Source organism: Streptomyces sp. TLI_053 (assembly GCF_900105395.1).
Lineage (GTDB): Bacteria > Actinomycetota > Actinomycetes > Streptomycetales > Streptomycetaceae > Kitasatospora.
Genome location: NZ_LT629775.1, coordinates 4564625 through 4589815, shown reverse-complemented (window position 1 = coordinate 4589815; position 25191 = coordinate 4564625). Strand labels below are relative to the sequence as shown.

Below are 25191 nucleotides of genomic sequence, written 5' to 3'. Positions count from 1 at the left end.
TGATCCGTACGAGAAAGGACCGACCCGATGACCCACAACGACGTGGCTCGCCGGACGGCGCCCGAGATGCCCGCCCGCCGCCTGAACCCGCGCCGCCCGGCCTGTGAGAGCGACTCGGTCAGCTTCACCGAGATGGCCCAGCGCGCCCTCACCCGGGCACTGCCGCTCCGGGCGCTGCACCGCGACACCGGGGACCGCCGGTGAGCGGACTCCTGCCGGGTGACCCCGCCGCCGGGATCGGCGGCGAGGCCACTCCCCGTGCGCTCTGCGTGCTGGCGCCGAACCCGTCCCCGATGACCCTGGACGGCACCAACACCTGGCTGCTGTCCGAGCCGGACTCGGACCTCGCGGTGGTGATCGACCCGGGCCCGCTGCACGAGGGCCACCTGCGCAGGGTGATCGAGACCGCCGAGCAGCGGGGCAAGCGGGTGGTGCTCACCCTGCTCACCCACGGGCACGCCGACCACTCCGAGGGGGCGGCCCGGTTCGCCGAACTGACCGGCAGCGAGGTCCGCGCGCTGGACCCGGCCCACCGGCTCGGTCCGGAGGGACTCACGGACGGCCAGCGCCTCGACGTCGGGGGCCTCGACCTGCGGGTGATCGGTACCCCCGGCCACACCTCGGACTCGCTCACCTTCCACCTGCCCGCCGACGGTGCGATCCTCACCGGCGACACCGTCCTCGGACGGGGCACCACGATGGTCGCCCACCCGGACGGCAGGCTCGGCGACTACCTGGACTCGCTGCGGCACCTGCACGGAATGGCGGCCGAGCACGGCGTCCGGACGGTGCTGCCGGGGCACGGGCCGGTGCTCGCGGACGCGCTCGGCGCGGTGGACTACTACCTGGCCCACCGGGCCGGCCGGCTGGCCCAGGTCGAGACCGCGGTCGAGGCCGGCTGCCGGACGTCGGCCGAGGTGGTGGCGCGGGTCTACGCGGACGTGGACCGCGCGCTGTGGCCGGCGGCCGAGCTGTCCGTGCTCGCGCAGCTCCAGTACCTCAGGGACCACGGACTCATCCCGGACTGACCGGGCGCCGGACGCCGCCCGCCGCACCGGATGCCGCCCGCCGCACCGTCCGCTGCGCCGGACCCACCGGACCCGGGAAGGACCCGCCGGACCGGCGAAGGGCCCGTACGCCGGAGCGTACGGGCCCTTCGCGCGGGCTCGGGGATCGCGGACTACCGCGAGCGGCGGGAGAGCCGCTCGACGTCCATCAGCACGACCGCACGGGCCTCCAGCTTCAGCCAGCCGCGGCCGGCGAAGTCGGCGAGCGCCTTGTTGACCGTCTCGCGGGAGGCACCGACCAGCTGGGCCAGCTCCTCCTGGGTGAGGTCGTGGGCGACGTGGATGCCCTCGTCGGACTGCACGCCGAAGCGGCGGGAGAGGTCCAGCAGAGCCTTGGCGACGCGCCCGGGCACGTCGGAGAAGACCAGGTCGGACATCACGTCGTTGGTCCGGCGCAGGCGGCGGGCGATGGCGCGCAGCAGTGCGATCGAGACCTCGGGGCGCGCGTGCAGCCAGGGCTGGAGGTCGCCGTGGCCGAGGCCCAGCAGCTTGACCTCGGTCAGCGCGCTCGCGGTGGCGGTGCGCGGGCCCGGGTCGAACAGCGACAGCTCGCCGATCATCTCGCTGGGGCCGAGGACGGCGAGCATGTTCTCGCGGCCGTCCGGCGAGGCCCGGTGCAGCTTGACCTTGCCCTCGGCGACGACGTACAGCCGGTCGCCGGGGTCGCCCTCGTGGAACAGCGACTCGCCGCGGGCGAGCGTCACCTCGGTCATGGAAGCGCGCAGCTCGCCGGCCTGTTCGTCGTCGAGTGCCGCGAAGAGTGCGGCGCGCCGCAGAACGTCGTCCACGTGCTTCCTCCTTCTCGGCCGGCCGGCCGTCAAGCCCTCCGGCACAAGTTCGTACAGTGCTCTGCATCACCAAGCATGGCGCATGTCGCTCCGATCATATGAGGAGGGGGTGTGCCGAGGTGTGCTGCGCGGGGCCATTCGTACCGTCGGAACCGCCCCGGCCCCCGGCCCCGGGCGGCTCGGGGAGCCGCGCCGGACCGGCTCGGGAGCCGTCCGACGGCTACCGGAGGCTCACTCGGCGGCGGCGCCGGCCCGGTCCGCCGCGAGCAGGGCGTCGGCGACGGCGGTGCGCGCGTGCAGGACGGCGTGCCCGGCCCGTTGCGCGCTGGTCAGCCCGGCCGCGCGCAGGGCGGTGAGGTGCTGGGAGGTCCCGGCGGTGGAGAGCCCGGTTCGGCGGGCCAGCTCGGTGGTGGAGGCCGGTGCGTCCAGTTCGGCGAGCAGCCGGGCCCGGGAGCGGCCGAGGACGGCGGCGAGTGCCTCGGCCGGTTCCGCGACCGGCCCGGACTCCCACAGGGTGGCGACGCCGCGGGCCGGGTAGGCGAGCTGCGGCGGGTCCGGCGGCAGGGTCCGGGTCAGCACCCGGGGCCAGGCGAACACCGACGGCACCAGGACCAGCCCGGCCCCGGCATCCAGCCGCTGGACCGCGCAGTGCCGCTGCTCCAGCCGCAGCGCGCCGCCGTCCCAGCGGACCGTTTCGTGGAGGTCGTCGAGGACCTGGGCGCTGCCGAGCCCGGCGGACTGCCGGGCGCGGTGCAGCACGTCCGCGTCCAGCAGCGCGCGGATCCGGGCCCAGTGCGGTCGCAGCGCGAACCCCCAGTACTCCTCGATGTCGGCGACCAGGAGGGGCAGCAGGCCGGCCGGATCGCGGTCCAGGGGTTCGAGGACGGCCGGCAGCCGGCCGCCGCGTTCGCCGGCCAGGAGGGCGAGATCGGCCCGCACCTGCTCGGGCGGGGTCGCGGCGACGGAGGCCAGTTCCTCGGCGAGCGTGGCGGCGGCGCCGACGGGTACCGGGGTGAGGAAGTCCGGCAGGTGGCCGACGGCCGGGACCAGCGCGGCCAGCCGCCGGACGGCCGGCCCGGTGGCCTCCGCGGCCCGGCGGACCTGCGCGGCCCAGGGCCGGTGCAGGGCGGGGACGGCCCGGTGGGCCAGGACCCGGAGGCTGGTCACCACCTCCCACATGGGGGAGACGGCGAACCTGGTGCGTGCCAGGTCGTCCGTCGAGAACGCGAGTTCGGTCCGCATCGGTGCCCGCCCACTCTCCCGCTCCGGCCCAGGGTTCGGTCCAGGATTCGGTCCCAGCTTAATCACTGGAGGGTGCCCGCCGACCGGTCGCAGGATGGCGGCGGCGCGCGACCCCCACCGCCGCCCGGGCGGCTCCCGGGCGGCTCGCGGAGTCCCTCGCGCCGCCCGTGATCCCTCCCGTGATCCCTCCCAGGACTTCTCCCGGGACCTCTCCCGGGATCCCTCCCGAACCGAAAGCCGGTGACCAGCATGTCCACCTCCTCCTCGCTCCAGCCGTCCACCCTCCGCGCGCGGGCCGAGCGGCTGAGGGCGCTGGTCGCGGACGGCGTGCTCGTCCTGCCGAACGCCTGGGACGCCGGGAGCGCCGCCGTGATCGCCGCGGCCGGGGCGGCCGCGATCGCCACCACCAGCGGCGGCGTCTCCTGGTCGCTGGGCCGGGGCGACGGCCAGCGCCTCGACCGCGCGACGGCGGTCGAGGCCGCCCGCCGGGTCGCCGCCGCCGTCGACCTGCCGGTCACGGTGGACGCCGAGGGCGGCTACGGGCCCTCGGCGGACGATGTCGCCGAGACGGTCCGGGCCCTGGTGGGGGCGGGCGCGGCCGGGGTCAACCTGGAGGACTCCGCAGCGCCCGGCGGCCCGCTGTTCACGGTGGAGGAGCAGGCCGGACGGCTGCGTGCCGCACGGTCGGCGGCGGAGGCGGCGGGTCTGCCGGAGCTGCTGGTCAACGCCCGGACGGACGTCCTCCTGTTCGGCCTGGGCGGACTCGACGAGGTGCTAGTCCGCGCCGAGGCGTACGCGGCGGCGGGTGCGGACGGCCTGTTCGTCCCCGGCCTGCTGGACCTCGAGGCGCTGGCCGAGCTCTGCGCCCGGACGCCGCTGCCGGTCAACGCGATGGCCGTGGCCGGCGGGCCGGGCGTCGCCGAACTCGCCGCCGCCGGGGTGCGCAGGATCAGCGTGGGTACCGCGCTGGCCCAGTTCGCCTACACGGCCGCCCGCCGGGCGGCCGCCGAACTGCTCGGCCCCGGCACCCTGACGGAGCCGGTCGGCGCGCTCGGCTACGGCGACGTCGACGCCCTCTTCCGGGGCTGACGGGCCGGCGGGCCTTCCCCCGGGCGGTCCCCGTCCTTCCTCTCCCTTCACAGCCCTTCCGCGCCCGGTCCTGGCCGATCCGCCGCAGGAGCACGGCCGTGCGGCGTAGCCTTCACGCATGGCAGAGAGCAAGGTCCGGACGACCGCGTCTGCGGGGAAGCCGGTGGGGAAGGTAGGCGGGGCGCCCAAGCCCGAATCGCGGCTGGCGATGGTGCGGCGGGCGCGGAGGATCAACCGGGAGCTGGCGGAGCTGTACCCGTACGCGCACCCGGAGCTGGACTTCGACAACCCGTTCCAACTGCTGGTGGCCACCGTGCTGTCGGCGCAGACCACCGACCTCCGGGTGAACCAGACGACGCCGGCGCTGTTCGCCGAGTACCCCTCGCCGGAGGACATGGCGGCGGCGAACCCGGCCGAGCTGGAGGAGATCATCCGTCCGACCGGGTTCTTCCGGAACAAGGCGAAGTCCCTGATCGGCCTCTCGATCGCGTTGCGCGACGAGTTCGACGGCGAGGTCCCCGGTCGGCTGGCGGACCTGGTCACCCTCCCCGGGGTCGGTCGGAAGACCGCCAACGTCGTCCTCGGCAACGCCTTCGGCGTCCCCGGGATCACCGTGGACACCCACTTCGGACGCCTCGCCCGCCGGTTCGGGTGGACGACCGACGAGGACCCGGTGAAGGTCGAGGCGGCGGTGGCGGAGATCTTCCCGAAGTCCGAGTGGACGATGCTCTCGCACCGCGTGGTCTTCCACGGCCGGCGGATCTGCCACTCCCGGAAGCCGGCCTGCGGAGCCTGCCCGATCGCACCGCTCTGCCCCTCCTACGGCGAGGGCGAGACCGATCCGGAGAAGGCGAAGAAGCTGCTCAAGTACGAGATGGGCGGACAGCCGGGCCAGCGGCTGCGCCCGCCCGCGGACTTCCCGGGCGAGGCCGGCGCCCGCGCCGACGCCGCCGCCCACCACGGCGAGGTCGCCGACCTGGCGGTGGCCGAGTGAGCGACCGGGGGATCGTGCGGGGGGTGGAGCGGGACGGGCTGCCGACCTGGCTGGAGCCGGTCAGGGACGCCGCGGAGCGGGTGCTGCCCGAGCAGCTCAGCCGCTTCCTGCCACCGGACGACGGCGGCCGCGCGGCCGCCGTGCTGATGCTCTTCGGCGAGGGCGCGTCCGGTCCCGACCTGCTGCTGATCGAACGGGCCCGCTCGCTGCGCTCGCACGCCGGCCAGCCCTCCTTCCCCGGCGGTGCGCTGGACCCGGAGGACGGTGACCCGGCCGGTCCCGGCCCGGTGGCGGCGGCGCTGCGCGAGGCCTGGGAGGAGACCGGCCTGGACCCGGACGGGGTGCAGGTGTTCGCCACGCTGCCCGCGCTGTACATCCCGGTCAGCCGGTTCGTGGTGACGCCGGTGCTCGGCTGGTGGCGCGAGGAGTCACCGGTCCGTCCGGTGGACCTGGGGGAGACCGGCGCGGTGTTCCGGGTGCCGATCGACGAGTTGACCGATCCGGTGAACCGGGCCAGGCTGCGGCACCCGTCCGGCCACATGGGACCGGCCTTCGCCGTCGGGGGCCGACTGGTCTGGGGCTTCACCGCCGGGGTGATCGACCGGGTGCTGCACCACAGCGGGCTGGAGCGGCCGTGGGACGCCGGCCGGATCGTCGAGCTCTCGGACGAGGCGCTGGAGCTGGTGCAGGGCGACCGCGAGCGGTCCCGGGCGCTGCTCGGCCGCGACGCCGGGCCGCAGTGAACCGGACGGCGGGCGGATTCGACCATCGCCCGCCCGTCGGGGTGGTCCGTCGTGGGAGGGTGTCCGGGTGAATGTCCTGGATGTGCTGTTGATCGCCGCCGCGATCGGATTCGCCGTGTCGGGCTACCGGCAGGGCTTCGTGGTCGGCGTGCTGTCGGTCCTCGGCTTCCTGGGCGGCGGACTGCTCGCCGTCCAGCTGCTGCCGCTGCTGCTCGACCATCTCAGCCCCGGGACGACCGCCTCGGTGATCGCGGTCGTGGTGGTGATCGTGCTGGCGGCGATCGGCCAGGCGATCACCACCCACTTCGGCTGGAAGCTGCGCGGCCACATCGACCGCCGCCCGGCCCGGACCCTGGACGCCGCGGGCGGCGCCGTGGTCAACGTGATCTCGATGCTGCTGGTGGCCTGGCTGATCGGCTCCGCACTGGCAGGGACGTCCCTGCCGACCGTCTCCAAGCAGGTCCGCACCTCGGCGATCCTGGGCGGGGTCCAGGACACCCTGCCCTCCGACGCCCCCAACTGGTTCTCGGACTTCTCCAAGGTGCTCGCCCGCAACGGCTTCCCGCAGGTGTTCAACCCCTTCGAGCACGAGCCGATCACCCAGGTCGACATCCCCGATCCGACGCTGGCGGGCAGCCCCGCGGTGGCGAGGGCGCGGCAGAGTCTGGTCAAGGTCGTCGGCACCGCCACCTCCTGCGGCAAGACCCTGGAGGGCAGCGGCTTCGTCTACGCCCCGCACCGGGTGATGACCAACGCGCACGTGGTCGGAGGGGTCAACGAGCCGACCGTGCAGATCGGCGGGGTCGGCCAGCTGTACGACGCGACGGTGGTCCGTTACGACTGGCAGCGCGACATCGCGATCCTCGACGTGCCCAAGCTGAACGCGCCGGCCCTCACCTTCGCCGGCGAGGCGAAGACCAACGACAACGCGATCGTGGCGGGCTTCCCGGAGAACGGCGCCTTCAACGTCCAGCCGGCCCGCATCCGCGGCCGGATCCAGGCGAACGGGCCGGACATCTACCACCGCGGCCAGGTGGTCCGCGACGTCTACTCGGTGCGCTCACTGGTGCGCCAGGGCAACAGCGGCGGGCCGCTGCTCACCCCGGACGGCCAGGTGTACGGGATGGTGTTCGCCAAGTCGCTGGACAGCGCGGACACCGGGTACGTGCTGACCGCGGCCGAGGTGCGCGAGGACGCCGAGCTGGGCAGTGTGGCCTCGGGACGGGCGGACACCCAGGGCTGCGCCCTCTGACGCGCGGGCCCGCGGGCCTTTCGACGCGCGGGCCCGCAGGTCTTCCGACGCGCGGGTCCGCGGTTCCGGGGGCGGGGGTCGATCAGGTGTCGCGACGGAGCCGGGCACCCACCCAGCGGGCGCGTCGGCCGAGGATGCGCGGGATACCGAGCCGGTCCTGCGCCGTACGGGGGTGGCCGTCGGTACCGTCGAACCCGCCGTCGTACCCGCTGTCGTACCGGCGGTCGTAGCCGGTGTCGTATCCGCGGTCGTGACCGCGGTTCTCCGCCCACTCGGAACGGTGGGCGGAACGCTGCGAGCTGTCGCTGTGCTGTCGGCCGCGCGGGGCGCTGCCGCGATCGGGCATCCAGGTCATACCGCAATGGATGCCCCTGGGCCGACGGGGGTAACCGCCCGGCCGGCCATCAACGTGGCCTATGCGCTTGTCATATGTGCGTCACCCGAGGGGAGTTGGGACCTCGGTCCCGGTTCCCCCGATCGGGTGCGGGACCTTCTGCCCCGGTCCGGGGGCCCCGCACCACCTCAGTCCTTGTGCCGGCCGATCCAGTCCAGCAGCTCGGCCGTGAACTGCTCCGGCGCCTCCTCGTGCGGGAAGTGCCCGATGCCCGGCAGCAGCCGCCAGCGGTACGGCGCGGCCACGTACTCGCCGCCTCCCAGGGCGGTGTGCGACAGCAGCACCGGATCCGCCGCCCCCTGGACGTGCAGGGTGGGTGCGGTGATCGGCTTCTTCATCCGGCGGGCGAACTGGATGCCGTCGGGGCGGGCCATCGAGCGCAGCAGCCACCGGTACGGCTCGATCGAGCAGTGCGCGGTGCTGGGGATCCGGATCGCCTCCCGGTACGCGGCCACCGCCGCGCGGTCCAGCTGGTTGCGCCCGGTCCAGGCGTCCAGGTAGCGGCCGACCAGCGCGGCGTCGTCGGCGACCAGGCGGCGCTCCGGTATCCACGGCCGCTGGAAGCCCAGGATGTGCTCGAAGGCGGCCATCTGCCGCCGGTCGGTCAGCAGCGCCCGGCGGAGGTCCCGGGGGTGCGCGGCGGAGACGACGGTGAGGCTCTGGATCACCGAGGGCCGCATCACGGCCGCCACCCAGGACAGCGTGCCGCCGGAGGCGTGGCCGACCAGGTGTGCCCGGTTCTCGCCGAGGGAGCGGATCACCCCGGTGATGTCCAGGGCGAGGTTGCCCGGGTCGTAGCCGCGGGGGGTGCGGTCGCTGCCGCCGATGCCGCGCAGGTCCAGGGCGACGGCCCGGTAGCCGGCCTCGGCGAGTGCGGTGAGCTGGTGGCGCCAGGCCCACCAGTACTGCGGCCAGCCGTGCACCAGGAGGACCAGCGGGCCCTCGCCGAGTTCGGCGATGTGGAAGCGGGCTCCGTTGGCGGCGAGGTCGCGGTGGGTCCACGGTCCGGCCTGCCGGACGTCCCAGGCGGCCGCGGTCGCGCCCTGGGCGTCGCCGCCGCGGTCGGCGGGCGCCGCGACGCCGCCGGGGACGGTGCCGCCGGAACCGGAGGCGGTTCCGCCGTCATCGGTGACGGTGCCGTCGGAACCGGACGCGGTGTCGCCGGAACCGGCGGGCGGCTGTGCGGGCACGGGCTTCTGGTCGAGCGACATACCGAGAGCGTGTCACATCCGCGCGCCGGACACGCGCCCGGCACTCGCACTCGGACCGTTCGGGCCCTCGGAGCGCCGGCCGCGTGTTCTCACGCCGCGGGGCCGGGCCTACGGGATGCGGCCCAGGGCGCGGTCGATCTCCTCCTTGGTGGCGGGACGCGGCCGCGCGTTCTTCAGGACGTCGGCGGTCTTCTGCGCGCCCTCGATGGTGCGGACCGGCTTCTCGATCTTCTTGAACGAACGCAGCGCCAGCAGGCCCAGCAGCACGGCCAGCAGCAGGTACGCGCCGGCCACGACCAGGAACGACCAGCCGAGCGAGAGGCCCAGCGCGTGGATGCCGAACGCCGCGGCGGCGCTGAGCATCGGGACGGCGGCCAGGGCCACCACACCGGCGACGGCCAGCGAGACGCCGCCGGAGACACCGCGCTTGACGTCGGCGCGGATCTCGGCCTTGGCGAGCGCGATCTCGTCGTGGACCAGGGCGGACAGGTCGGCGGTGGCCGCGGCGAACAGCTGCCCCACCGAACGCTCACCCTCATAGGGCGCCCGGCCGTTGCTGGACGGGTCTGCGGCTCCTGCGGGCATCAGCGGTTCTCCTCTTCGGCCGTGCGGCGAGTGACGCCGCCGCACGGTGCGGCTCCCCGGTGGTTCCGGGTACCGGGGCGGGCCCGGTGGCGTCGGTGGACTGTCGACAGTTCAGAATCATGCCCCTACCGGACGAGCGGACACCACTCCGGGGGGCCCGGCGAGGGACGTGTTCCGGGCGGGTCCGGTCCGGGACCGGCTCAATGCGGGCGGTGCGGGCCCTCGTCGGCCGGGTGCGTGCCCTGCCGCGGCCGGTCCGGAAGGTCCTGCTGTCCGGCCGGTCGGTCCTGGTGTCCGCCCGGTCGGTCCTGCTGTTCGGCTGCGCGGTTCTGCTCTTCGGCCGCGCGGTTCTGCCGCTCCGCCACGCGTGCCTGCCAGGCCGGGTCGTCCAGCTGGTAGACGTCGGGGATGCCGTCGCCGTCGAGGTCGCGGTCCTCCTCCTCGCACAGCTCGCGGTAGTGCCGGTTGCGCAGCTTCAGCAGCACGGTGGCGATCAGCGCGCAGAGCAGCGAACCCACCAGGACGGCCGCCTTGGCCCGGCCGGCGAGCGCCGGGTCGTCGGGGAAGGCCAGTTCGCTGATCAGCAGCGAGACCGTGAAGCCGATGCCGGCCAGCACCGAGACGGCGAACATGTCCGCCCACTTGAGCTGCGGGTTCAGTTCGGCGCGGGTGAAGCGGGCGGCCAGACGGGTGCCGCCGAAGATGCCCACGGTCTTGCCGACCAGCAGGCCGAGCACGATGCCGAGCGGGGCCGCCTGGGTGAACACCTCGCGCAACGCCGGTCCGGAGACCGTCACCCCGGCGGCGAACAGGGCGAAGACCGGTACGGCGATCCCGGCCGAGACCGGGCGGACCAGGTGCTCGATGTGCTCGCCGGGGGAGGTCTTCTCGTCGCCCTCTCGGTGGCAGCGGAGCAGCAGGCCCATCGCGACGCCCGCCACCGTGGCGTGCACGCCGCTCTCGTGCATCAGCGCCCAGATCACGAAGGCGAGCGGTACGAACAGGTACCAGCCGTGGACCCCGCGCCGGTGCAGGAACCAGAACAGCACCAGCCCGGCGAAGGCCAGCCCGAGCGCCCAGAACTTGATGCCGGAGCTGTAGAAGATCGCGATGATCAGGATCGCGATCAGGTCGTCCACCACCGCGAGGGTGAGCAGGAAGGCGCGCAGTGCCGAGGGCAGGTGGCTGCCGACCACGGCCAGTACGCCGAGCGCGAAGGCGATGTCGGTGGCGGTCGGGACGGCCCAGCCGTTCGGATGGCCGCCGGGGCCGGAGTTGGCCACCGTGAACACGATCGCGGGCAGCGCGACGCCGCAGACGGCGGCTATCACGGGGAGGATCGCGGCACTGGGGCTGCGGAGTTCGCCCGCCACGAACTCGCGCTTGAGCTCGATCCCGGCCACGAAGAAGAAGATCGTCAGCAGGCCGTCCTTCGCCCACGCGTCCAGGCTGAGGTCCAGGTGGAGCGGCGTGGAAGGGCCGACGGTGTAGTCCAGGACGGCCTGGTAGGCGGCCGGCCAGACATTGGCCCAGATCAGTGCGACCACCGAGGCGAGCAGCAGCAGCACGCCGCCGACGGTCTCGGTGCGCAGCGCGTCCGTGATGTAGGTGCGCTCGGGAAGGGACAGCCTGCCGAGGAGCTGGCGGCGTCGGGTCGTCGGCTCGTGGACGGGCGGCTGGCTGGCCACGCGCGGCCTCCTGGGGGCGGGGACGGTGTACGGAGATGCACCGGTGGTGCATTGCCGACCAGACTTCCCGGCTCGCCCTGTGACGCGAATCTTGATGCGTCGTTGACAGTCTAACGGAAACAACAAGGCGACATCCGGATTGTCATACTTCAGGACCTAAGCCTGGGTGGCCCGTTGTGCACCCGTCCGTACGGCCGATCGGCACCCGAACGGAGGCGGCGGCGTGCAGACGGGTGAACGGCTCTCTATCGTCGACCGCAGGGCCCGGCCGAGGTCGGAGCCCCGGTCCAGGGGTTTTCCCCCGGGCTCCCGACCTTTGCGCTGTGGAGGCGCCGCCATGCCCAGACCGCCCCTCTTATCCTTCCGTTCGTATACGTCTCGTGAGTCTCGTCCGTCCTGCCCGCCCCGCACGGTCCGGTCCGGCCGCCGGAGCGCCCTCCGATGAATGCCCCGCTGTACGGCCCGCCCGACCCCGAACTCGACCGCCTGCTCCGCCCGCTGTTCCGCGCCGCCGCACCGGCCGGCGGCGCCGCCGTCGTGGTGATCCGCGGCGACCAGCGGACCGTCGCCTGCCGAGGCCACGCCGTCCGCTCCACCGAACGCCCGGTCCGCGCCGACACCCGCTTCGAACTCGGCTCCGTCACCAAGACGTTCACCGGCCTGCTGCTCGCGGAGATGGCCGCCCGCGGCGAGGTCGGCTACGACGATCCGATCGACCGCTACCTGCCCGCCGACGCGGCCCCCGGCTACCCGCAGGAGCGCCCGATCACCCTGCTCCACCTGGCCACCCACACGTCCGGCCTGCCCCGGCTGCCGGACGGCGTGCTGCCCGGGCAGGTCCCGCGCTGGTTCACCCGCCCGTACGCCACCTTCGGACCGGCCCACCTGCTGCGGGCGCTGCCGAGGACGGCGGTGCGCGGCACGCCCGGCACCCAGGTCCGGTACTCCAATCTCGGCTGCGGACTACTCGGCCTGCTGCTCGCCAACGCGGCCGGGCAGCGGTACGACGATCTGCTCGCCGCCCGGGTCTGCGGGCCGCTCGGTCTGATGGACACCTCCTGCGGTCCCGGCCGGGAGGAGGACGCCGGATACCGGCGCGGGCGGAGGGTGCCGTCCTTCCGGCTGCCCGCACTGCCGGCCGCCGCCGCGCTCCGCTCCACGGCGGACGACATGCTCCGCTACCTCCAGGCGCACCTCGCGCTGGACGCCGTCCCGCTTCCCGAGCGGGCGGACGCGGCGGTGCTGCGGACGGCGCTGAACGAGGTGCGCCGCCCGCGCACCGACGGGCGGCGCGGTGGGCCGCGGATCTGTCTGGGGTGGAACCACCGGGCGCTTCCGGCGGGGGCGGCGGAACCGCGGGCGGCCGCGAGGCCGGCGGGGGCCTCCGTGGCCGCGGTGGGGGCCTCCGTGGCCGGGGCGGGGGCCTCCGTGGCCGGGGCGTTCGGGCGGTCCGGGGCTGCCGGGCGTGCCGGGGTCGCGGGGCGTCCGGGGGCTGCCGGGCGTGCCGAGGCTGCGGGGTGGGCCGTGCTCCCGGTGCCGGTGGCGTCCGACGGGGCGGGTCCGGTCGAGGCCGGCGAGGTGGTCTACCACGTGGGTGCCGACCGGGGGTCCACCGCCTTCGTCGGGTTCAGTCCCCGGGTCCCGGTGGGTCTGGCGGTCCTGGCCGGCGGACAGCCGCTGCGCAGCCGGGCCCTGGTGCAGAGCGCGCACGAGACCCTGCGCGTGCTGATCGCCGAGTTCGGCGAGGGCTGACCGCCTGACCTGTGCCGGAGCCGACGGTGCCCCGGGCGGTTTCCACCGCCCGGGGCACCGTGGCGTCGGCTGCCCGCCCCGCCGCCCGAAGGTGGCGTGGCGGGCAGCCGACGCGAGGTCGGACCTCCCGGATCAGCCCTCGGAACCGGCCGGCGGGAGCTGGGCCTGGATGAGGTTCATCACGGTGGAGTCGGCGAGGGTGGTGGTGTCGCCGATCTCGCGGCCCTCGGCGATGTCGCGCAGCAGGCGGCGCATGATCTTGCCGGAGCGGGTCTTCGGCAGTTCGCCGACCACCTTGATCTGCTTCGGCTTGGCGATCGGGCCGAGGGTGCGGCCGACGTGCGAGCGCAGCTCCTCGACCAGCTCCGGGCTGTCGGTGGCGGTGCCGCGCAGGATGACGAAGGCGACGATCGCCTGGCCGGTGGTGGCGTCGGTGGCGCCGACGACCGCGGACTCGGCCACCGAGGGGTGCCCGACCAGCGCCGACTCGACCTCGGTGGTCGAGATGTTGTGGCCGGAGACCAGCATGACGTCGTCGACCCGGCCGAGCAGCCAGATGTCGCCGTCCTCGTCCTTCTTGGCACCGTCGCCCGCGAAGTAGCGCCACTCGGGGTCGGCCGCGTTGTGTCCGGCGCCGAAGCGCGACCAGTAGGTGTCGATGTAGCGCTGGTCGTCGCCCCAGATGGTGCGCAGCATGGAGGGCCACGGCTCGGTGAGGACGAGGTAACCGCCGGAGCCGTTGGCGACCTCGACACCGTTGTCGTCGACGACGGTGGCGGCGATGCCGGGAAGGGCACGCTGGGCGGAGCCCGGCTTGGTCTCGGTGACGCCGGGCAGCGGGCTGATCATGATGGCGCCGGTCTCGGTCTGCCACCAGGTGTCCACGATCGGGGCGGTGGAGGCGCCGATGTGCTCGCGGTACCAGATCCAGGCCTCGGGGTTGATCGGCTCGCCGACGCTGCCCAGCACCCGCAGGGAGGACAGGTCGAACTTCGCCGGGATGTCGTCGCCCCACTTCATGAAGGTGCGGATCGCGGTGGGCGCCGTGTAGAGGAGGGTGACGCCGTACTTCTGCACGATCTCCCAGAACCGGCCCTGGTGGGGGGTGTCCGGGGTGCCTTCGTAGATGACCTGGGTGGCGCCGTTGGAGAGCGGGCCGTAGACGATGTAGGAGTGTCCGGTGACCCAGCCGATGTCGGCGGTGCACCAGTAGACGTCGGTCTCCGGCTTGAGGTCGAAGACGGCGTGGTGGGTGTAGCTGGCCTGGGTGAGGTAGCCGCCGGTGGTGTGCAGGATGCCCTTGGGCTTCCCGGTGGTGCCGGAGGTGTAGAGGATGAACAGCGGGTGCTCGGCGTCGTGCGCCTCGGGGGTGTGCTCGGTGGACTGGCGGGCGGTGAGCTCGTGCCACCACACGTCCCGGCCCTCGGTCCAGGCGGTGTCCTGGCCGGTGCGGCGCACGACGAGGACGTGCTCGACGCCCTCGGCCTTGGTGAGGGCCTCGTCGATGGCGGGCTTGAGGGCGGAGGGCTTGCCGCGCCGGTAGCCGCCGTCGGCGGTGATGACGAGCTTGGCCCGGGCGTCCTGGATGCGGGAGGCGACGGCGTCGGCCGAGAAGCCGCCGAAGACGACGGAGTGGGTGGCGCCGATGCGGGCGCAGGCGAGCATCGAGACGACGGCCTCGGGGATCATCGGCAGGTAGATGGCGACGCGGTCGCCCTTGGTGACGCCGAGTTCCAGCAGGGCGTTGGCGGCCTGGGAGACCTCGTCCTTGAGCTGGGCGTAGGTGATGGAGCGACCGTCGCCGGGCTCGCCCTCGAAGTGGATGGCGACGCGGTCGCCGTGGCCGGCCTCGACGTGGCGGTCCACGCAGTTGTACGCGATGTTGAGCTTGCCGTCGGCGAACCACTTCGCGAACGGCGGGTTCGACCAGTCGAGGGTCTGCGTGGGCTCGACGGCCCAGGTGAGGCGGCGGGCCTGCTCGGCCCAGAAGCCGAGGCGGTCCTCGGATGCCTGAGCGTACGCGGCCGCGGTGACGTTGGCGGCTTCGGCGAGCTCTGCCGGCGGGGCGAAACGCCGCTCCTCCTTGAGCAGGTTGGCCAGGCTCTCGTTGCTCAACGCGCACTCCTCATGAGTCATGATCGGGGTCGTTTCCCGTGCGTGGGGATTGTCCCGTGTGTCCCAGCGCACAGCTCACCAGGCGAAGAGGTCAGTTGACAAGAGGCTCTGGCTAATTGGTGTAGACCTTTGATCGCTCGTCGAACGGCCGCCCGAGGTCGGAGGCGTCTCGGGCGGCCGGAGGAGGTGGGCCCGCGTCCTTGGCCCGCCCGGCCGGACGCGGGCCCGGCTCTCAGGCGGCCAGGCCGGGGCCTCCGCCGTCCCTGGCCGGATCCGCGGCGACGGTACCGGTGGTCGGAACCTGTTCGAATTCATTCACTCGTTCGGGCGTGTCGTGCTCCCCGCGCGGGGTGGACGACAGCGTCGCGGGGGCGGACACCGGCATCGCGGGGGCGGGCGTCACTGCGGAGGCGGCGGTGTCGGCGAAGGTGGGGGTGTCGGTGAAGGTGTAGGTGGCAGCGGCGGAGGTGGCAGCGGCGGCCGGCGCCGGTGCCAGCGCCTCGACCGGGCCGAACCGGCCGCTGCCCGGGTCGAGCATGTAGGCCTGCGCGGTGGCGAAGTCGAAGTACATGCCGACCAGCCGCAGGGTGCCCTCGGCGACCCGCCGCTCCACGGCCGGGTTGGCCATCAGCTGGTCCAGCTGCTGGACCACGTTCGTGATGCAGAGCTGCTCGGTCACATCGACCACCGCGCGGTCGGTGAACTCCGCCGGGACCCGGCGCAGCCGGTCCAGCGAGCCCCGGCCGTTGCGCAGCCAGCGGGCCAGGGGAGTGGGTCGGCCGGGCTGCTCGTGCACCCCGTCCAGCAGCGCCTTCATCGCCCCGCAGCCCGAGTGCCCGCAGACGGTGATCGACCGTACCTCCAGCACCTCCACCGCGTACTGCACCGCCGCCGCCACCGAATCGTCGGCCGCGCCCGGCTCGTGCGGGGCCGGCACCAGGTTGCCGACGTTGCGCACGGTGAAGAGGTCGCCGGGGCCGCTGTTGGTGATCATGCTGGTGACCATCCGGGAGTCGGCGCAGGTCAGGAACAGCTGCGAGGGCGTCTGTCCCTCCCGGGCCAGCCGGGCCAGCTCCGGCCGGATCAGCGGGGCGGTGTGCAGTTGGAACACCCGCACCCCGTCGAGCAGCCGGACGTGCGGGTCCTCCTGCTGTTCGATGCAGTGATGGCCGACCCAGGGCGTCCACGCGCGGCAGCGGTGCGGGCCGGGGGAGCTTCCGGTGCGGACGGTGCCGTCCGGGTCGAGCACCTCGTCGTCCTGGCGGCGGGTCACCATCGACACCTGTCCGCCGCCCGCCTGGTGGCCGGTGCGCCAGCTGTGCAGTGTCTCGTAGGCGGCGTGGTCCAGGAAGGAGCCGTCGTGCACGACGGCGACCTCGGCGCCGGCCGGGATGCCGGCCAGGGCCCGGCTCAGCCGGGGCACCGCGGCGAAGGTCAGCGGGCCGTGCGTCTCCACGGTGAACGCGCCGTCGGGGCCGGCCAGCACGTCCACGTGCGCGCGGGTCAGCCGGTAGAGCGCGAGCAGCGCGGCCGTGGCGGCGCCCAGCGCCACACCCGGCAGTACGCCGAACAGCACCACGGAGACCACGGTGACCAGGTAGACCGGGAACTCCCGGTGCCGGTGGACCTTGCGGATGTGCGCGAAGCTCACCATCTGCAGGCCGACGACCAGGACCAGGGCGGCGAGGGCGGCCAGCGGGATCCGGCGCAGCCCGCCGGTGAGGGCCATCGCGGCCGCCAGCACCCACACCCCGTGCAGCACCGAGGACCAGCGACTGCGGGCTCCGGCCCGGACATTGGCGGTGCTGCGTACCGCGCCGCCGGCGATCGGCAGTCCGCCGACCAGTCCGCTGATCATGTTGGCCAGCCCCTGGCCGCGCAGCTCGCGGTCGAGGTCCCCGGTGCGGTGCGACATCCGGTCGACCGCGACGGCGGAGAGCAGTGATTCGACGCTCGCCACGGCGGTGACGGTCAGCACGGCGGCGAGCACGGCGAGGGGCGCTCCGTGGGGCAGGTCGGGGACGAGGTCGTGCGGCTCCCAGGCGGGCAGGTCGACCCGGGCGAGCCGCAGGTCCAGCGTTACCGCGAGCGTGGTGGCGGCGGCGACGGCCGCCAGCGGGCCGGGGACCTTGGCCAGTCGGGTGCCGAACTCGCCGTACCGGCCGGGGAGTCGGCCCAGTCGGGGCCAGCCGAGCAGCACCGCCGCAGTGACCGCGCCGACGGCCAGGGCGGACGGGTGCGGGGCCGCCAGCTGGCTCGGCAGGGCGAGCAGATTGGCCAGGGCGGAGCTCTGCGGGGAGCCGCCGAGGACGACGTGCAACTGGGCGATCGCGATGGCGAGGCCGACGCCGGCCAGCATGCCGTGCACGATGGCGGGCGAGACGGCCAGTGCCGTCCGGGCCACCCGCCTTACCCCCAGGAGGAGTTGGAGCAGGCCGGCGGCGAGGGTGATGGCGCAGGTCGCTTGCCAGCCGTACTGGGCGATGAGTCCGGCCGTGATCACGGTGAGCGCGGCCGAGGGTCCGCTGACCTGCAACGGAGTGCCACCGAACAGTCCGACCACGATGCCGCCGACGGCCGCGGCGGCGAGGCCCGCGGTGAGCGGGGCGCCGGTGGCCAGGGCGATGCCGAGGGAGAACGGCACGGCGATGAGGAAGACCACCAGGGAGGCCGAGAGGTCCTGCGCCCAGGTGGCGCGGGGACGTCGGCCCGGCGGGGCGTGGTCGGTGGTGTCGGAGGCGATGGGTGCGCTGGAGATGTCGAGGGTCATGGGTCTTCCCGTCTGTCCGGGGGAACGAACGCAGTCAGGTCCGGCGGTGAGTCCGGTCATGGGCTCGGTGGAGCGGATCGGCTGTCGTGGGTCGCGACGGTGTGGCGGGATGGTGCGGACGGGCCGGGAGTGCGGGTGTCACCGGCCGGGCCTTGGACCATCGGGGGCTCCGGTGGTCACTCGGTGGGCGCTGGGAGGAGCCAGGCCACGTCGAGGAGCACCGGAACGGATGCTGAACATCAAGACTCGGTACATCAAGACTCGGTAAACCGAGGGTAATGAGAGCTTTGCACAGCGTCATCCGGAGCGACAGGCAATATCCGCCTGGTTCACCCCAATGGGTGGTGGCCGAACGGATGCGAATCTGCTGGTGGGGGCGCCGCGGCCGTGGCGGTGACCGTTGTCGGCGGCAGCGCCGCGGGCCGCGGTGGGCCGGGGCGAGGCGGGGCGGGGCGGGTCAAGTCGGGTCGGGGCGGGGCGGGGCGGACACAGGAGGGCCGCGGCCCCGTTCCGGGGTCGCGGCCCGTGTCCGCCGCGGTCGTGCCGCGCGGTGGTGCTCCGTGTCGGCGCTGCGCGGTGCCGATTCGGTCAGACGGTCGCGCCGGCCGCCGCCGGTTCGTCGCCGAGCGCGAAGTCCGGGTCGACCTGGGTGGCGAGGTCGATCCCGACCTTGGCGTTCGCCCAGCTCTCGGCGTTGCGCAGGTGGAACAGGACGGCCTGCTCGGTGTAGCGGCGCGGGTCCCGCAGGTCGTACGCGGCGTCCGCCGCCGTCCTCAGCTCGTCCAGCACTACGCGGTTGGCGGCTTCGAGGGCGCGCAGCGACGGCCGGCCGCCCTGCTCCAGCCGGCGCACCCAGTCGGAGTGCCCGAAGGAGGTCAGCAGGTCCTCGCCGACCTCCCGGTGGAGGAAGTCCAGGTCGTCCTGGCTCTGCACCTTGTTGCCGACCACCCGCAGCCGGACGCCGAAGTCCTGTGCGTAGTCCCGGTACTGGCGGTACACCGAGACGCCCTTGCGGGTGGGCTCGGCCACCAGGAAGGTGAGGTCGAAACGGGTGAACAGGCCCGAGGCGAAGGAGTCGGAGCCGGCGGTCATGTCCGTCACCACGTACTCGTCCCGGCCGTCGACCAGGTGGTTGAGCAGCAGCTCGACCGCGCCGACCTTGGAGTGGTAGCAGGCGACGCCGAGGTCCTCCTCGGTGAAGGCGCCGGTCGCCAGCAGCCGCACCGAGCCCTCGTCGAGTGCGACCGGGCGGGCGCAGGCCGCGTAGACCGGGTTCTCCTCGACGATCCGGAGCAGTCGCGAACCGCGCCCGGGCGGGGTGGTCTTGATCATTTCCTCGGCGGAGCGGATCAGCGGGTTGTCGCCGCGCAGGTACTCCTTGATGTCGGGCAGGTGGGCCCCGAGCGAGGGCAGGGCGGCGGACTGGTCGTCCGTCAGGCCGAGTGCGGGGCCGAGGTGCTGGTTGATGTCGGCGTCGACGGCGAGGACCGGACGGCCCGCGGCGGCCAGGTGGCGGATGAACAGCGCGGACAGCGTGGTCTTGCCACTGCCGCCCTTGCCGACGAAGGCGATCTTCATCTTGGGACTCCGGCTCTCGCTCCAGGACCCGCCGCGTCCGCGGTCCGCGCCGCGGCGAGGTCGACGATCTCCCGAGTTGGAAATCGTTATCGTCTTCGACAGCCATGCTATCCGGGGTTTCGGGCCGTTTGCGGGAGGGAAGTGAGGATTGCCTCGAACGGGTGATGCGTGGTTGCTGTTCCGGCAGAGGCGTCCGGGTCATTACTCTCGGGTAGGTGAGCACTGGAACAGATCCCCTCGCCCCGCTGGCCCAGCTCCCCGGGGTGCCCGACGCGGTGGCCGAGGTGCGCAAGGCCGTCGACCGCCTCTACGGCCACCGGGTGATGCGCCGCCGCGCGGCCGAGGTCACCTCCGAGTCGGCCCTGCGCGGCGCCCGCGCCTCCGCGGCGCTGGCGGGCTCGGACTGGCCGCTGGAGGAGGTCCGCCGACGCAGCGACTTCGGCGCCGACCCCGAGACCCGGACGGTGGGCGCCGCCCTGCGGATCGCCGCCGAGGCGGGGCAGCTGCTGAGCATCTGGCGGCACTCGCCGCTCCAGGTGCTGGCCCGGCTGCACCTGCTGGCGGTCGGCGACGCCGACCCCGCGGCGGGTCGGCCGCGGCAGGAAGGGGAGGGCGTCGAGGACCTGTTCCCGGCGGAGCTGAAGCCGGCCGAAGGCGTCGCGGCGGAGGTGGCCCCGGCTGCCGTGGCGGCCGCTCCGGCGGGCCCTGTGCCGGCCCTCCCGGCGGCGCCCGGTCCGGAGGAGGTCGCCGCCCGGCTGGACCAGCTCTCCCGGCTGCTGGTGGCCCGCGCCGAGGGCCAGGGCGTCGGGACGCCGGCCCTGGTGGTCTCCTCGGTCGTGCACGGCGAACTGCTGGCGCTGCGGCCGTTCGGCGCGTACAACGGCCTGATCGCCCGCGCCGCCGCGCGGATCGTGCTGATCGCGGAGGGCCTCGACCCGAAGTCGATCTGCCCGGCCGAGGTGGGGCTCGTGGAGCTGGGGACGGACGCCTACCGGCGGGCGCTCGCCGGTTACCTGGCGGGGACGCCGGAGGGGCTGGCGGCCTGGATCGGCCACTGCGGGCGGGCCCTGCGGCTCGGGGTCCGGGAGAGCACGGCGGTCTGCGAGGCGATGCAGCGCGGGATGGTCTGAGCGGCGCGGTGCGGACGGCCCCGGTCCGGCGGGCGGGCCGGGGGCGGGGCCCGGACGGCCCCCCGGGGTCCCGGGCGAGATCCGGGCACAAGGATGCGGCGGCACCCGAACCTGCCGGGTGCCGCCGCTGGCACAGATGCCGGGTGACCATGCATGCACCGGAAAGTGCCGATCAGACGGGGATCCTGCCCGTTCGTCTGGTGCGGCGGCCCGACAGCGGGTCGGCTGCATGTGGGTGCCCGGTTATCCGTGCACACGGTCCGTGGGGCCTGAACTGCGTTGTCGGTTTGACCTCTTGGGTCCTGACCGGGTCTCGCGGGCCGTGACTCCTTTGTATCGCGTTTCGGGCGAAAGGGGAACCCGAAATGAGAATTCTTCGACTTTTGCCCGTTTTGTCCAAGAGGTGCCGGGCGAGCCGGCCCACGCCGGACTCCCCGCCCGGTCAGGCCGTGGGGCGGCGCCGCCGGCGGGCCGCGTACCAGACGGCGCCGGCCGTCAGGACCGCGGCGCCGACCGCCACCGCCGTCAGCACCGAGCGGCTCGGCGCCGAGAACTCCGGGAGCCGTCGCCGGAGTTCCACCGGCCGGTCGAAGACCAGCACCGGCCACTCCCGTGCCAGCGCCTCCTTCCGCAGTGCCCGGTCGGGGTTGACCGCCGACGGGTGGCCGACGGCCTCCAGCAGGGGCAGGTCCGTCGAGGAGTCGCTGTAGGCGTAGCACTCGGCCAGGTCGTAGCCCTCGACCTCGGCCAACTCCCGGATGGAGGTGGCCTTGTTCTCGGCGTAGGCGTAGTACTCGATCTCGCCGGTGTAGCAGCCGTCCTCGATCTGCAGCCGGGTGGCGATCACGTGGTCCGCGCCGAGCAGTGCGCCGATCGGCTCGACCACCTCGGAGCCGGAGCTGCTGACGATGACCACGTCCCGGCCGGCCGCGTGATGCTGCTCGATGAGCGAGGCAGCCTCGTCGTAGATGATCGGATCGATCAGGTTGTGCAGGGTCTCGGCGACGATCTCGCGGACCTGCTGGACGTTCCAGCCCCGGGTCAGCGCGGAGAGGTACTGCCGCATCTTCTCCATCTGGTCGTGGTCCGCGCCGCCCACCAGAAAGACGAACTGGGCGTACGCACTTCGCAGGACGGCCCGACGGTTGATCAGGCCGCCCTGGTAGAACGGACGGCTGAACGCCAGGGCGCTCGACTTGGCGATGATCGTCTTGTCCAGGTCGAAGAAGGCGGCGGTGCGCGGGCCGCTCGGGCGCGGGCGCACGGCCGCCGGACGGGTCGCGGAGGGGCCGGAGCCGGCCGCTCCGGGCCGCGCGCCGGTCACGGCCGTCCCGTCGGCACCGGAGGCCCCGGGGGTCCCGTCGGGTCCGGCGGCGGCTGCGGCGGTGGAGTCCGGGGACTCGTCGGCGTACTCGTCGGCGTTCTCGGTGGTGTCCACGGGAACCGAGGATAGAGGGCTCCGCAAAACTGCCCGCCATTCGGCGTACTCGCGGGCGTGCGGGTTTGTGTTTCTGGCCGCTCGGGTACACCATGGAAGTCACGGATCGTTCGCGACCGTGCTAACCCGGTCCGGCTCCTCCCCCCCGAGTCGGGCCGTGGATAGACGACCCCCGCTCTCCCCCCCGGCGGGGGTCGTCGCACGTCCGGAGCCGTTTTCGGGGCTCGGGCGGCCCGCCCGGCGGATCCGCCGGTTGATCCGGGCGATCTCTACGGGGGGTGTCGGTCCGTCCGGCTGTCTCAGCGTTTTCGTCACTCTCCGTAGAGCTTTGGTCATGTCCGGCTCCGGATCCACCATGCCTGGAATGAGGCTCGGGCCTGCTCCCGGCAGCACCCGGTACGTGTGGCACTATCCCGCCCCGCCGGGTATGGCGGTTCATCTCCGCGAGCCCGATTAGTCAATTCTTTGTCCAATAGCCCCCCGTCCGGGTGAACGTTTTCCTCCACAGCCCCGAGTTGTCCACAGGGAATCGGAACCCGGAGGACGGAATCGGGATCACCGTCCAACGTGATGCCCGGCAGCGGTTGCCGGGCCCGGTTCCCACGGGCTCCCGGCCGACTGCCGGACCTTTCGTAGGTGTGCCCGGCCGCCGTGCGCGGCCCGGCACCGGGACAGGGGAGCCGCCATGTCGAAGCCCATCACCGACCACGCCGCCACCGGCGGGCCCGAGCCCGCCCGGCCGCTCGTTCTCACCGGGGACGACGCCCTGGCCGAGCACCTGCTGCGGATCTGCGCGGCGGCCGGCACCGATCCGCGGCTGGTCCGGGGCGCGCCGCCGCGCGAACTCTGGGAGGAGGCCTCGCTGGTCCTGGTCGGCGACGACCGGGCGGGGCACTGCGCCGCGATGCCCCGCAGACCCGGGGTGCTCCTGCTCGGGCTGGACCTCGACGACGCGGGCGTCTGGGTCAGGGCCGTCCAACTCGGCGCGGAGCACGTGCTGTTCCTGCCGGACGCGGAGACCTGGCTGCTCGACCGGATCGCCGACGCCGTCGAGGGCGTCGGCCCGCCCGCCCGCACCGTCGCCGTCCTCGGCGGCCGGGGCGGCGCGGGTGCCTCCACCCTGGCCTGCGCGCTCGCGGTCACCGCCGCGCGCCGGGGCCTGCGCACCGTCCTCGTCGACGGCGACCCGCTCGGCGGCGGGCTCGACATCCTGCTCGGCGGCGAGACGGCGGCTGGCCTGCGCTGGCCGGACCTCGCCGGCTCCCGGGGCCGGGTCAGTGGCGCCGAGCTGACCCGGGCGCTGCCCGCGCTCAGGCGGCTCGGCACGCTGGCCTGCCTGTCCTGGGACCGCGGAGACACCCCGACGGTGCCGCCCGAGGCCATGCGCAGCGTCCTCGCCGCCGCGCGCCGCGGCGGCGGCCTGGTGGTGGTCGACGTGCCCCGGCGGTTGGACGCGGCGGCCGGGCAGGCGCTGGAGCAGTCCGACACGGCGCTGCTGGTGGTGCCGGCCGAACTGAGGGCGGTGGCGGCCGCCGACCGGGTGGCCGCGTCCGTGCGGATGCGGATCGACGACGTGCGGGTGGTGGTGCGTCCGCCGGGGCCGTTCGGGCTCCCCGCGCACCGGATCGCCCGGGGGTTGCGGATGCAGCTCGCCGGGATGCTGGACCCGGAGCCGGGACTGGCCCTCGACCTCGAACAGGGGGTGCCGCCCGGCATCCGCGAGGGCGGGCCGCTCGCCAGGTTCTGCGGGGCCTTCCTCGACGAGGTGCTGCCGACGGTGCCGGCGGTCGAGGGGGGTGTGTACTGATGGTGCGACTGCGGAGGGCGGGCGGGGCCGAGGATCCCGGCGCCGGCCGGCCGGGTGCCGACGGGGCCGGTGGAGCGGCCCCGGAGGGCGGGTACCGGTCGGGGCACGGGGGTGACGGTCCGGGCGAGCGGCGGGTGCTGCGGGGCCTGCCCGGCCCCGGGAGCGGTCCGGCGGCGCGGCCGGGGCCGGAGCCGAACCCCTACGGGCGGACGGCGCGGGAGGAGCGCGCCGCCGCGCTGGTGGACGCCGTCCGGCTGCGGCTGGCCGAGTCCGGGGCGGTTCCCACCGCCGGTTCGGTGGCGAACGCCCTGCGGGCGGCCCGGCCGTCGCTCGGCGGGGACGACGTCCTCGACACCGTGCGCTCGCTGTGCGCCGAACTGGTGGGTGCGGGCCCGCTGGAGCGGTTGCTGGCGGCGCCCGACGTCACGGACGTCCTGGTCAACGGGCCGGACGAGATCTGGTTCGACCGGGGCGGCGGCCTGCGCCGGGCCACCGGCGTCCGGTTCGCCGATGCCGAGGCGGTGCGGCGGCTGGCCCACCGCCTCGCCACGGCGGCCGGGCGGCGGCTCGACGACGCGCGGCCCTGGGTCGACGCCCGGCTTCCGGACGGCACGCGGCTGCACGCCGTCCTGCCGCCGATCGCCGCCGGATGCACCCACATCTCGCTGCGGGTGTGCCGCTCCCGGCCCTTCACCGTGGACGAGTTGGTGGCGGGCGGGGCACTCCCGCCGCGGGGCGGCGAACTGCTGGCCGCCGTCGTGCGGGCCCGGCTCTCGCTGCTGGTGAGCGGGGGCACCGGCACCGGGAAGACGACACTGCTCGCGGCGTTGCTCGGCCTGGTCGGTCCGGACGAGCGGATCGTGGTCGTCGAGGACTCCGCCGAACTCTCGCCCGACCACCCGCACGTGGTGCGGCTCCAGGCCAGGCCGCCCAACCAGGAGGGGCTGGGTGAGCTGACCCTGCGGGACCTCGTCCGTCAGGCGCTGCGGATGCGGCCCGACCGGCTGGTGATCGGTGAGGTGCGCGGGGCCGAGGTGGCCGACCTGCTGGCCGCCCTCAACACCGGCCACGAGGGCGGCACGGGGACGGTCCACGCCAACACGGCGGCGGACGTGCCGGTCCGGCTGGAGGCGCTCGGCTCGCTGGCCGGGATGGACCGGCCGGCGCTGCACAGCCAGCTCCGGGCGGCCCTCGACCTGGTGGTGCACCTGGTGCGGGAGCCGGGCACCGGGAGGCGCAGGGTCGCCGAGATCCACACCGTGGGCGGCGACCGGCACGGGCTGGCCGTCACCACGCCCGCCGTGACGTTCACGGCGGACGGCGGCACGGTGCCGGGGCCCGGGTGGTCCAGGCTCGGCCGGCTGCTCGCCGCCCGTGGGGTCGTCGTCGCGGACGGTCCGCCGTGACGGCGGGCCCGGCGGAGGGGGTGTTCCTGCTGACGCTGTGCGGGTGCGCGGGCGGCGCGGTGCTGCTCCTCCGGTCGGGGAGCGGCCGGAGGAGCCGACGGGGGACGGCCGGTGGTCGGGGTAGCCGGGGCGGTCGGGGAGG

Annotated in this window: 20 protein-coding genes; 10 read left to right on the top strand and 10 right to left on the bottom strand. The window is 74.2% G+C overall.

The genetic code is table 11. The features are described 5' to 3' along the window. The first annotated feature begins 27 nt into the window (after positions 1 to 27). Both BLU95_RS42325 and BLU95_RS18350 read left to right on the top strand, forming a co-directional pair. Positions 28 to 204, top strand: a complete 177-nt coding sequence (locus BLU95_RS42325) for a hypothetical protein (protein WP_159424929.1) — start codon at positions 28 to 30, stop codon at positions 202 to 204. Further along, positions 201 to 1028 (top strand): MBL fold metallo-hydrolase, encoded by an 828-nt coding sequence (locus BLU95_RS18350; protein ID WP_093860983.1) that lies wholly within the window; start codon positions 201 to 203, stop codon positions 1026 to 1028. Before BLU95_RS42325 ends, BLU95_RS18350 begins: the two co-directional genes overlap by 4 nt. Before the next feature lie 152 nt (positions 1029 to 1180). Here the strand turns inward: BLU95_RS18350 and BLU95_RS18345 are convergent, their stop codons facing one another. Both BLU95_RS18345 and BLU95_RS18340 read right to left on the bottom strand, forming a co-directional pair. Next, on the bottom strand, positions 1181 to 1855 hold the full coding sequence (locus BLU95_RS18345) for a Crp/Fnr family transcriptional regulator (RefSeq protein WP_030392646.1): 675 nt from the start codon (positions 1853 to 1855) through the stop codon (positions 1181 to 1183). A gap of 231 nt (positions 1856 to 2086) precedes the next feature. Beyond that, a complete protein-coding gene (locus BLU95_RS18340; protein WP_093860982.1) occupies positions 2087 to 3097 on the bottom strand; it encodes an ArsR/SmtB family transcription factor in 1011 nt (336 codons plus the stop codon). A 249-nt stretch (positions 3098 to 3346) separates the two neighbouring features. Between BLU95_RS18340 and BLU95_RS18335 the strand changes: the two genes are divergently transcribed. From BLU95_RS18335 to BLU95_RS18320, 4 genes are all read left to right on the top strand, one after another. Beyond that, positions 3347 to 4186 (top strand): isocitrate lyase/PEP mutase family protein, encoded by an 840-nt coding sequence (locus BLU95_RS18335; protein WP_093860981.1) that lies wholly within the window; start codon positions 3347 to 3349, stop codon positions 4184 to 4186. A 118-nt stretch (positions 4187 to 4304) separates the two neighbouring features. Next, the gene (nth, locus tag BLU95_RS18330; protein WP_093860980.1) at positions 4305 to 5180 is read left to right on the top strand and encodes an endonuclease III; all 876 of its coding nucleotides are present in this window, start codon (positions 4305 to 4307) and stop codon (positions 5178 to 5180) included. Continuing rightward, positions 5177 to 5923, top strand: coding sequence for an NUDIX hydrolase (locus tag BLU95_RS18325; RefSeq protein WP_093860979.1), 747 nt, complete (start codon positions 5177 to 5179; stop codon positions 5921 to 5923). Before nth ends, BLU95_RS18325 begins: the two co-directional genes overlap by 4 nt. A gap of 67 nt (positions 5924 to 5990) precedes the next feature. Continuing rightward, positions 5991 to 7175 (top strand): MarP family serine protease, encoded by a 1185-nt coding sequence (locus tag BLU95_RS18320; RefSeq protein ID WP_093860978.1) that lies wholly within the window; start codon positions 5991 to 5993, stop codon positions 7173 to 7175. An 82-nt stretch (positions 7176 to 7257) separates the two neighbouring features. Here BLU95_RS18320 and BLU95_RS18315 read toward each other — a convergent pair whose 3' ends face one another. The 4 genes from BLU95_RS18315 to nhaA all read right to left on the bottom strand — a co-directional run bounded on the left by BLU95_RS18315 (position 7258) and on the right by nhaA (position 11053). Continuing rightward, positions 7258 to 7530, bottom strand: coding sequence for a hypothetical protein (locus BLU95_RS18315; RefSeq protein ID WP_093860977.1), 273 nt, complete (start codon positions 7528 to 7530; stop codon positions 7258 to 7260). A gap of 167 nt (positions 7531 to 7697) precedes the next feature. Continuing rightward, on the bottom strand, positions 7698 to 8780 hold the full coding sequence (locus BLU95_RS18310) for an alpha/beta fold hydrolase (RefSeq protein WP_231978622.1): 1083 nt from the start codon (positions 8778 to 8780) through the stop codon (positions 7698 to 7700). Between the two features lie 108 nt (positions 8781 to 8888). Beyond that, positions 8889 to 9365 carry a phage holin family protein gene (locus tag BLU95_RS18305; protein ID WP_030392654.1) on the bottom strand — a complete coding sequence of 159 codons (477 nt, stop codon included), beginning with the start codon at positions 9363 to 9365 and terminating at the stop codon, positions 8889 to 8891. A 200-nt stretch (positions 9366 to 9565) separates the two neighbouring features. Continuing rightward, entirely contained in the window at positions 9566 to 11053 is a 1488-nt protein-coding gene (gene nhaA / locus BLU95_RS18300) for a Na+/H+ antiporter NhaA (RefSeq protein ID WP_093860976.1), read from the bottom strand. A 441-nt stretch (positions 11054 to 11494) separates the two neighbouring features. Between nhaA and BLU95_RS18295 the strand changes: the two genes are divergently transcribed. Further along, positions 11495 to 12805 (top strand): serine hydrolase domain-containing protein, encoded by a 1311-nt coding sequence (locus BLU95_RS18295; protein WP_093860975.1) that lies wholly within the window; start codon positions 11495 to 11497, stop codon positions 12803 to 12805. 132 nt (positions 12806 to 12937) lie between these two features. Here the strand turns inward: BLU95_RS18295 and acs are convergent, their stop codons facing one another. The 3 genes from acs to BLU95_RS18280 form a co-directional block, all read right to left on the bottom strand. Beyond that, positions 12938 to 14941: an acetate--CoA ligase gene (gene acs / locus BLU95_RS18290; protein WP_173862076.1), complete on the bottom strand. Its 2004-nt coding sequence runs from the start codon at positions 14939 to 14941 to the stop codon at positions 12938 to 12940. Between the two features lie 211 nt (positions 14942 to 15152). Beyond that, positions 15153 to 17690 (bottom strand): SulP family inorganic anion transporter, encoded by a 2538-nt coding sequence (locus BLU95_RS18285; protein WP_093860973.1) that lies wholly within the window; start codon positions 17688 to 17690, stop codon positions 15153 to 15155. Between the two features lie 588 nt (positions 17691 to 18278). After that, positions 18279 to 19268, bottom strand: a complete 990-nt coding sequence (locus BLU95_RS18280; protein WP_093860972.1) for an ATP-binding protein — start codon at positions 19266 to 19268, stop codon at positions 18279 to 18281. A 215-nt stretch (positions 19269 to 19483) separates the two neighbouring features. Between BLU95_RS18280 and BLU95_RS18275 the strand changes: the two genes are divergently transcribed. After that, the gene (locus tag BLU95_RS18275) at positions 19484 to 20398 is read left to right on the top strand and encodes a Fic family protein (protein ID WP_093860971.1); all 915 of its coding nucleotides are present in this window, start codon (positions 19484 to 19486) and stop codon (positions 20396 to 20398) included. Positions 20399 to 20840: 442 nt separating this feature from the next. On the opposite strand, the gene BLU95_RS18270 is transcribed toward BLU95_RS18275, so the two are convergent. Further along, the gene (locus BLU95_RS18270; protein ID WP_093864958.1) at positions 20841 to 21662 is read right to left on the bottom strand and encodes an HAD family hydrolase; all 822 of its coding nucleotides are present in this window, start codon (positions 21660 to 21662) and stop codon (positions 20841 to 20843) included. Between the two features lie 859 nt (positions 21663 to 22521). Between BLU95_RS18270 and ssd the strand changes: the two genes are divergently transcribed. Together ssd and BLU95_RS18260 are read left to right on the top strand one after the other, a co-directional pair. Next, the gene (ssd, locus tag BLU95_RS18265) at positions 22522 to 23643 is read left to right on the top strand and encodes a septum site-determining protein Ssd (protein ID WP_093860970.1); all 1122 of its coding nucleotides are present in this window, start codon (positions 22522 to 22524) and stop codon (positions 23641 to 23643) included. Beyond that, positions 23643 to 25049: a TadA family conjugal transfer-associated ATPase gene (locus BLU95_RS18260; RefSeq protein WP_093860969.1), complete on the top strand. Its 1407-nt coding sequence runs from the start codon at positions 23643 to 23645 to the stop codon at positions 25047 to 25049. Before ssd ends, BLU95_RS18260 begins: the two co-directional genes overlap by 1 nt. Positions 25050 to 25191 lie beyond the last annotated feature (142 nt).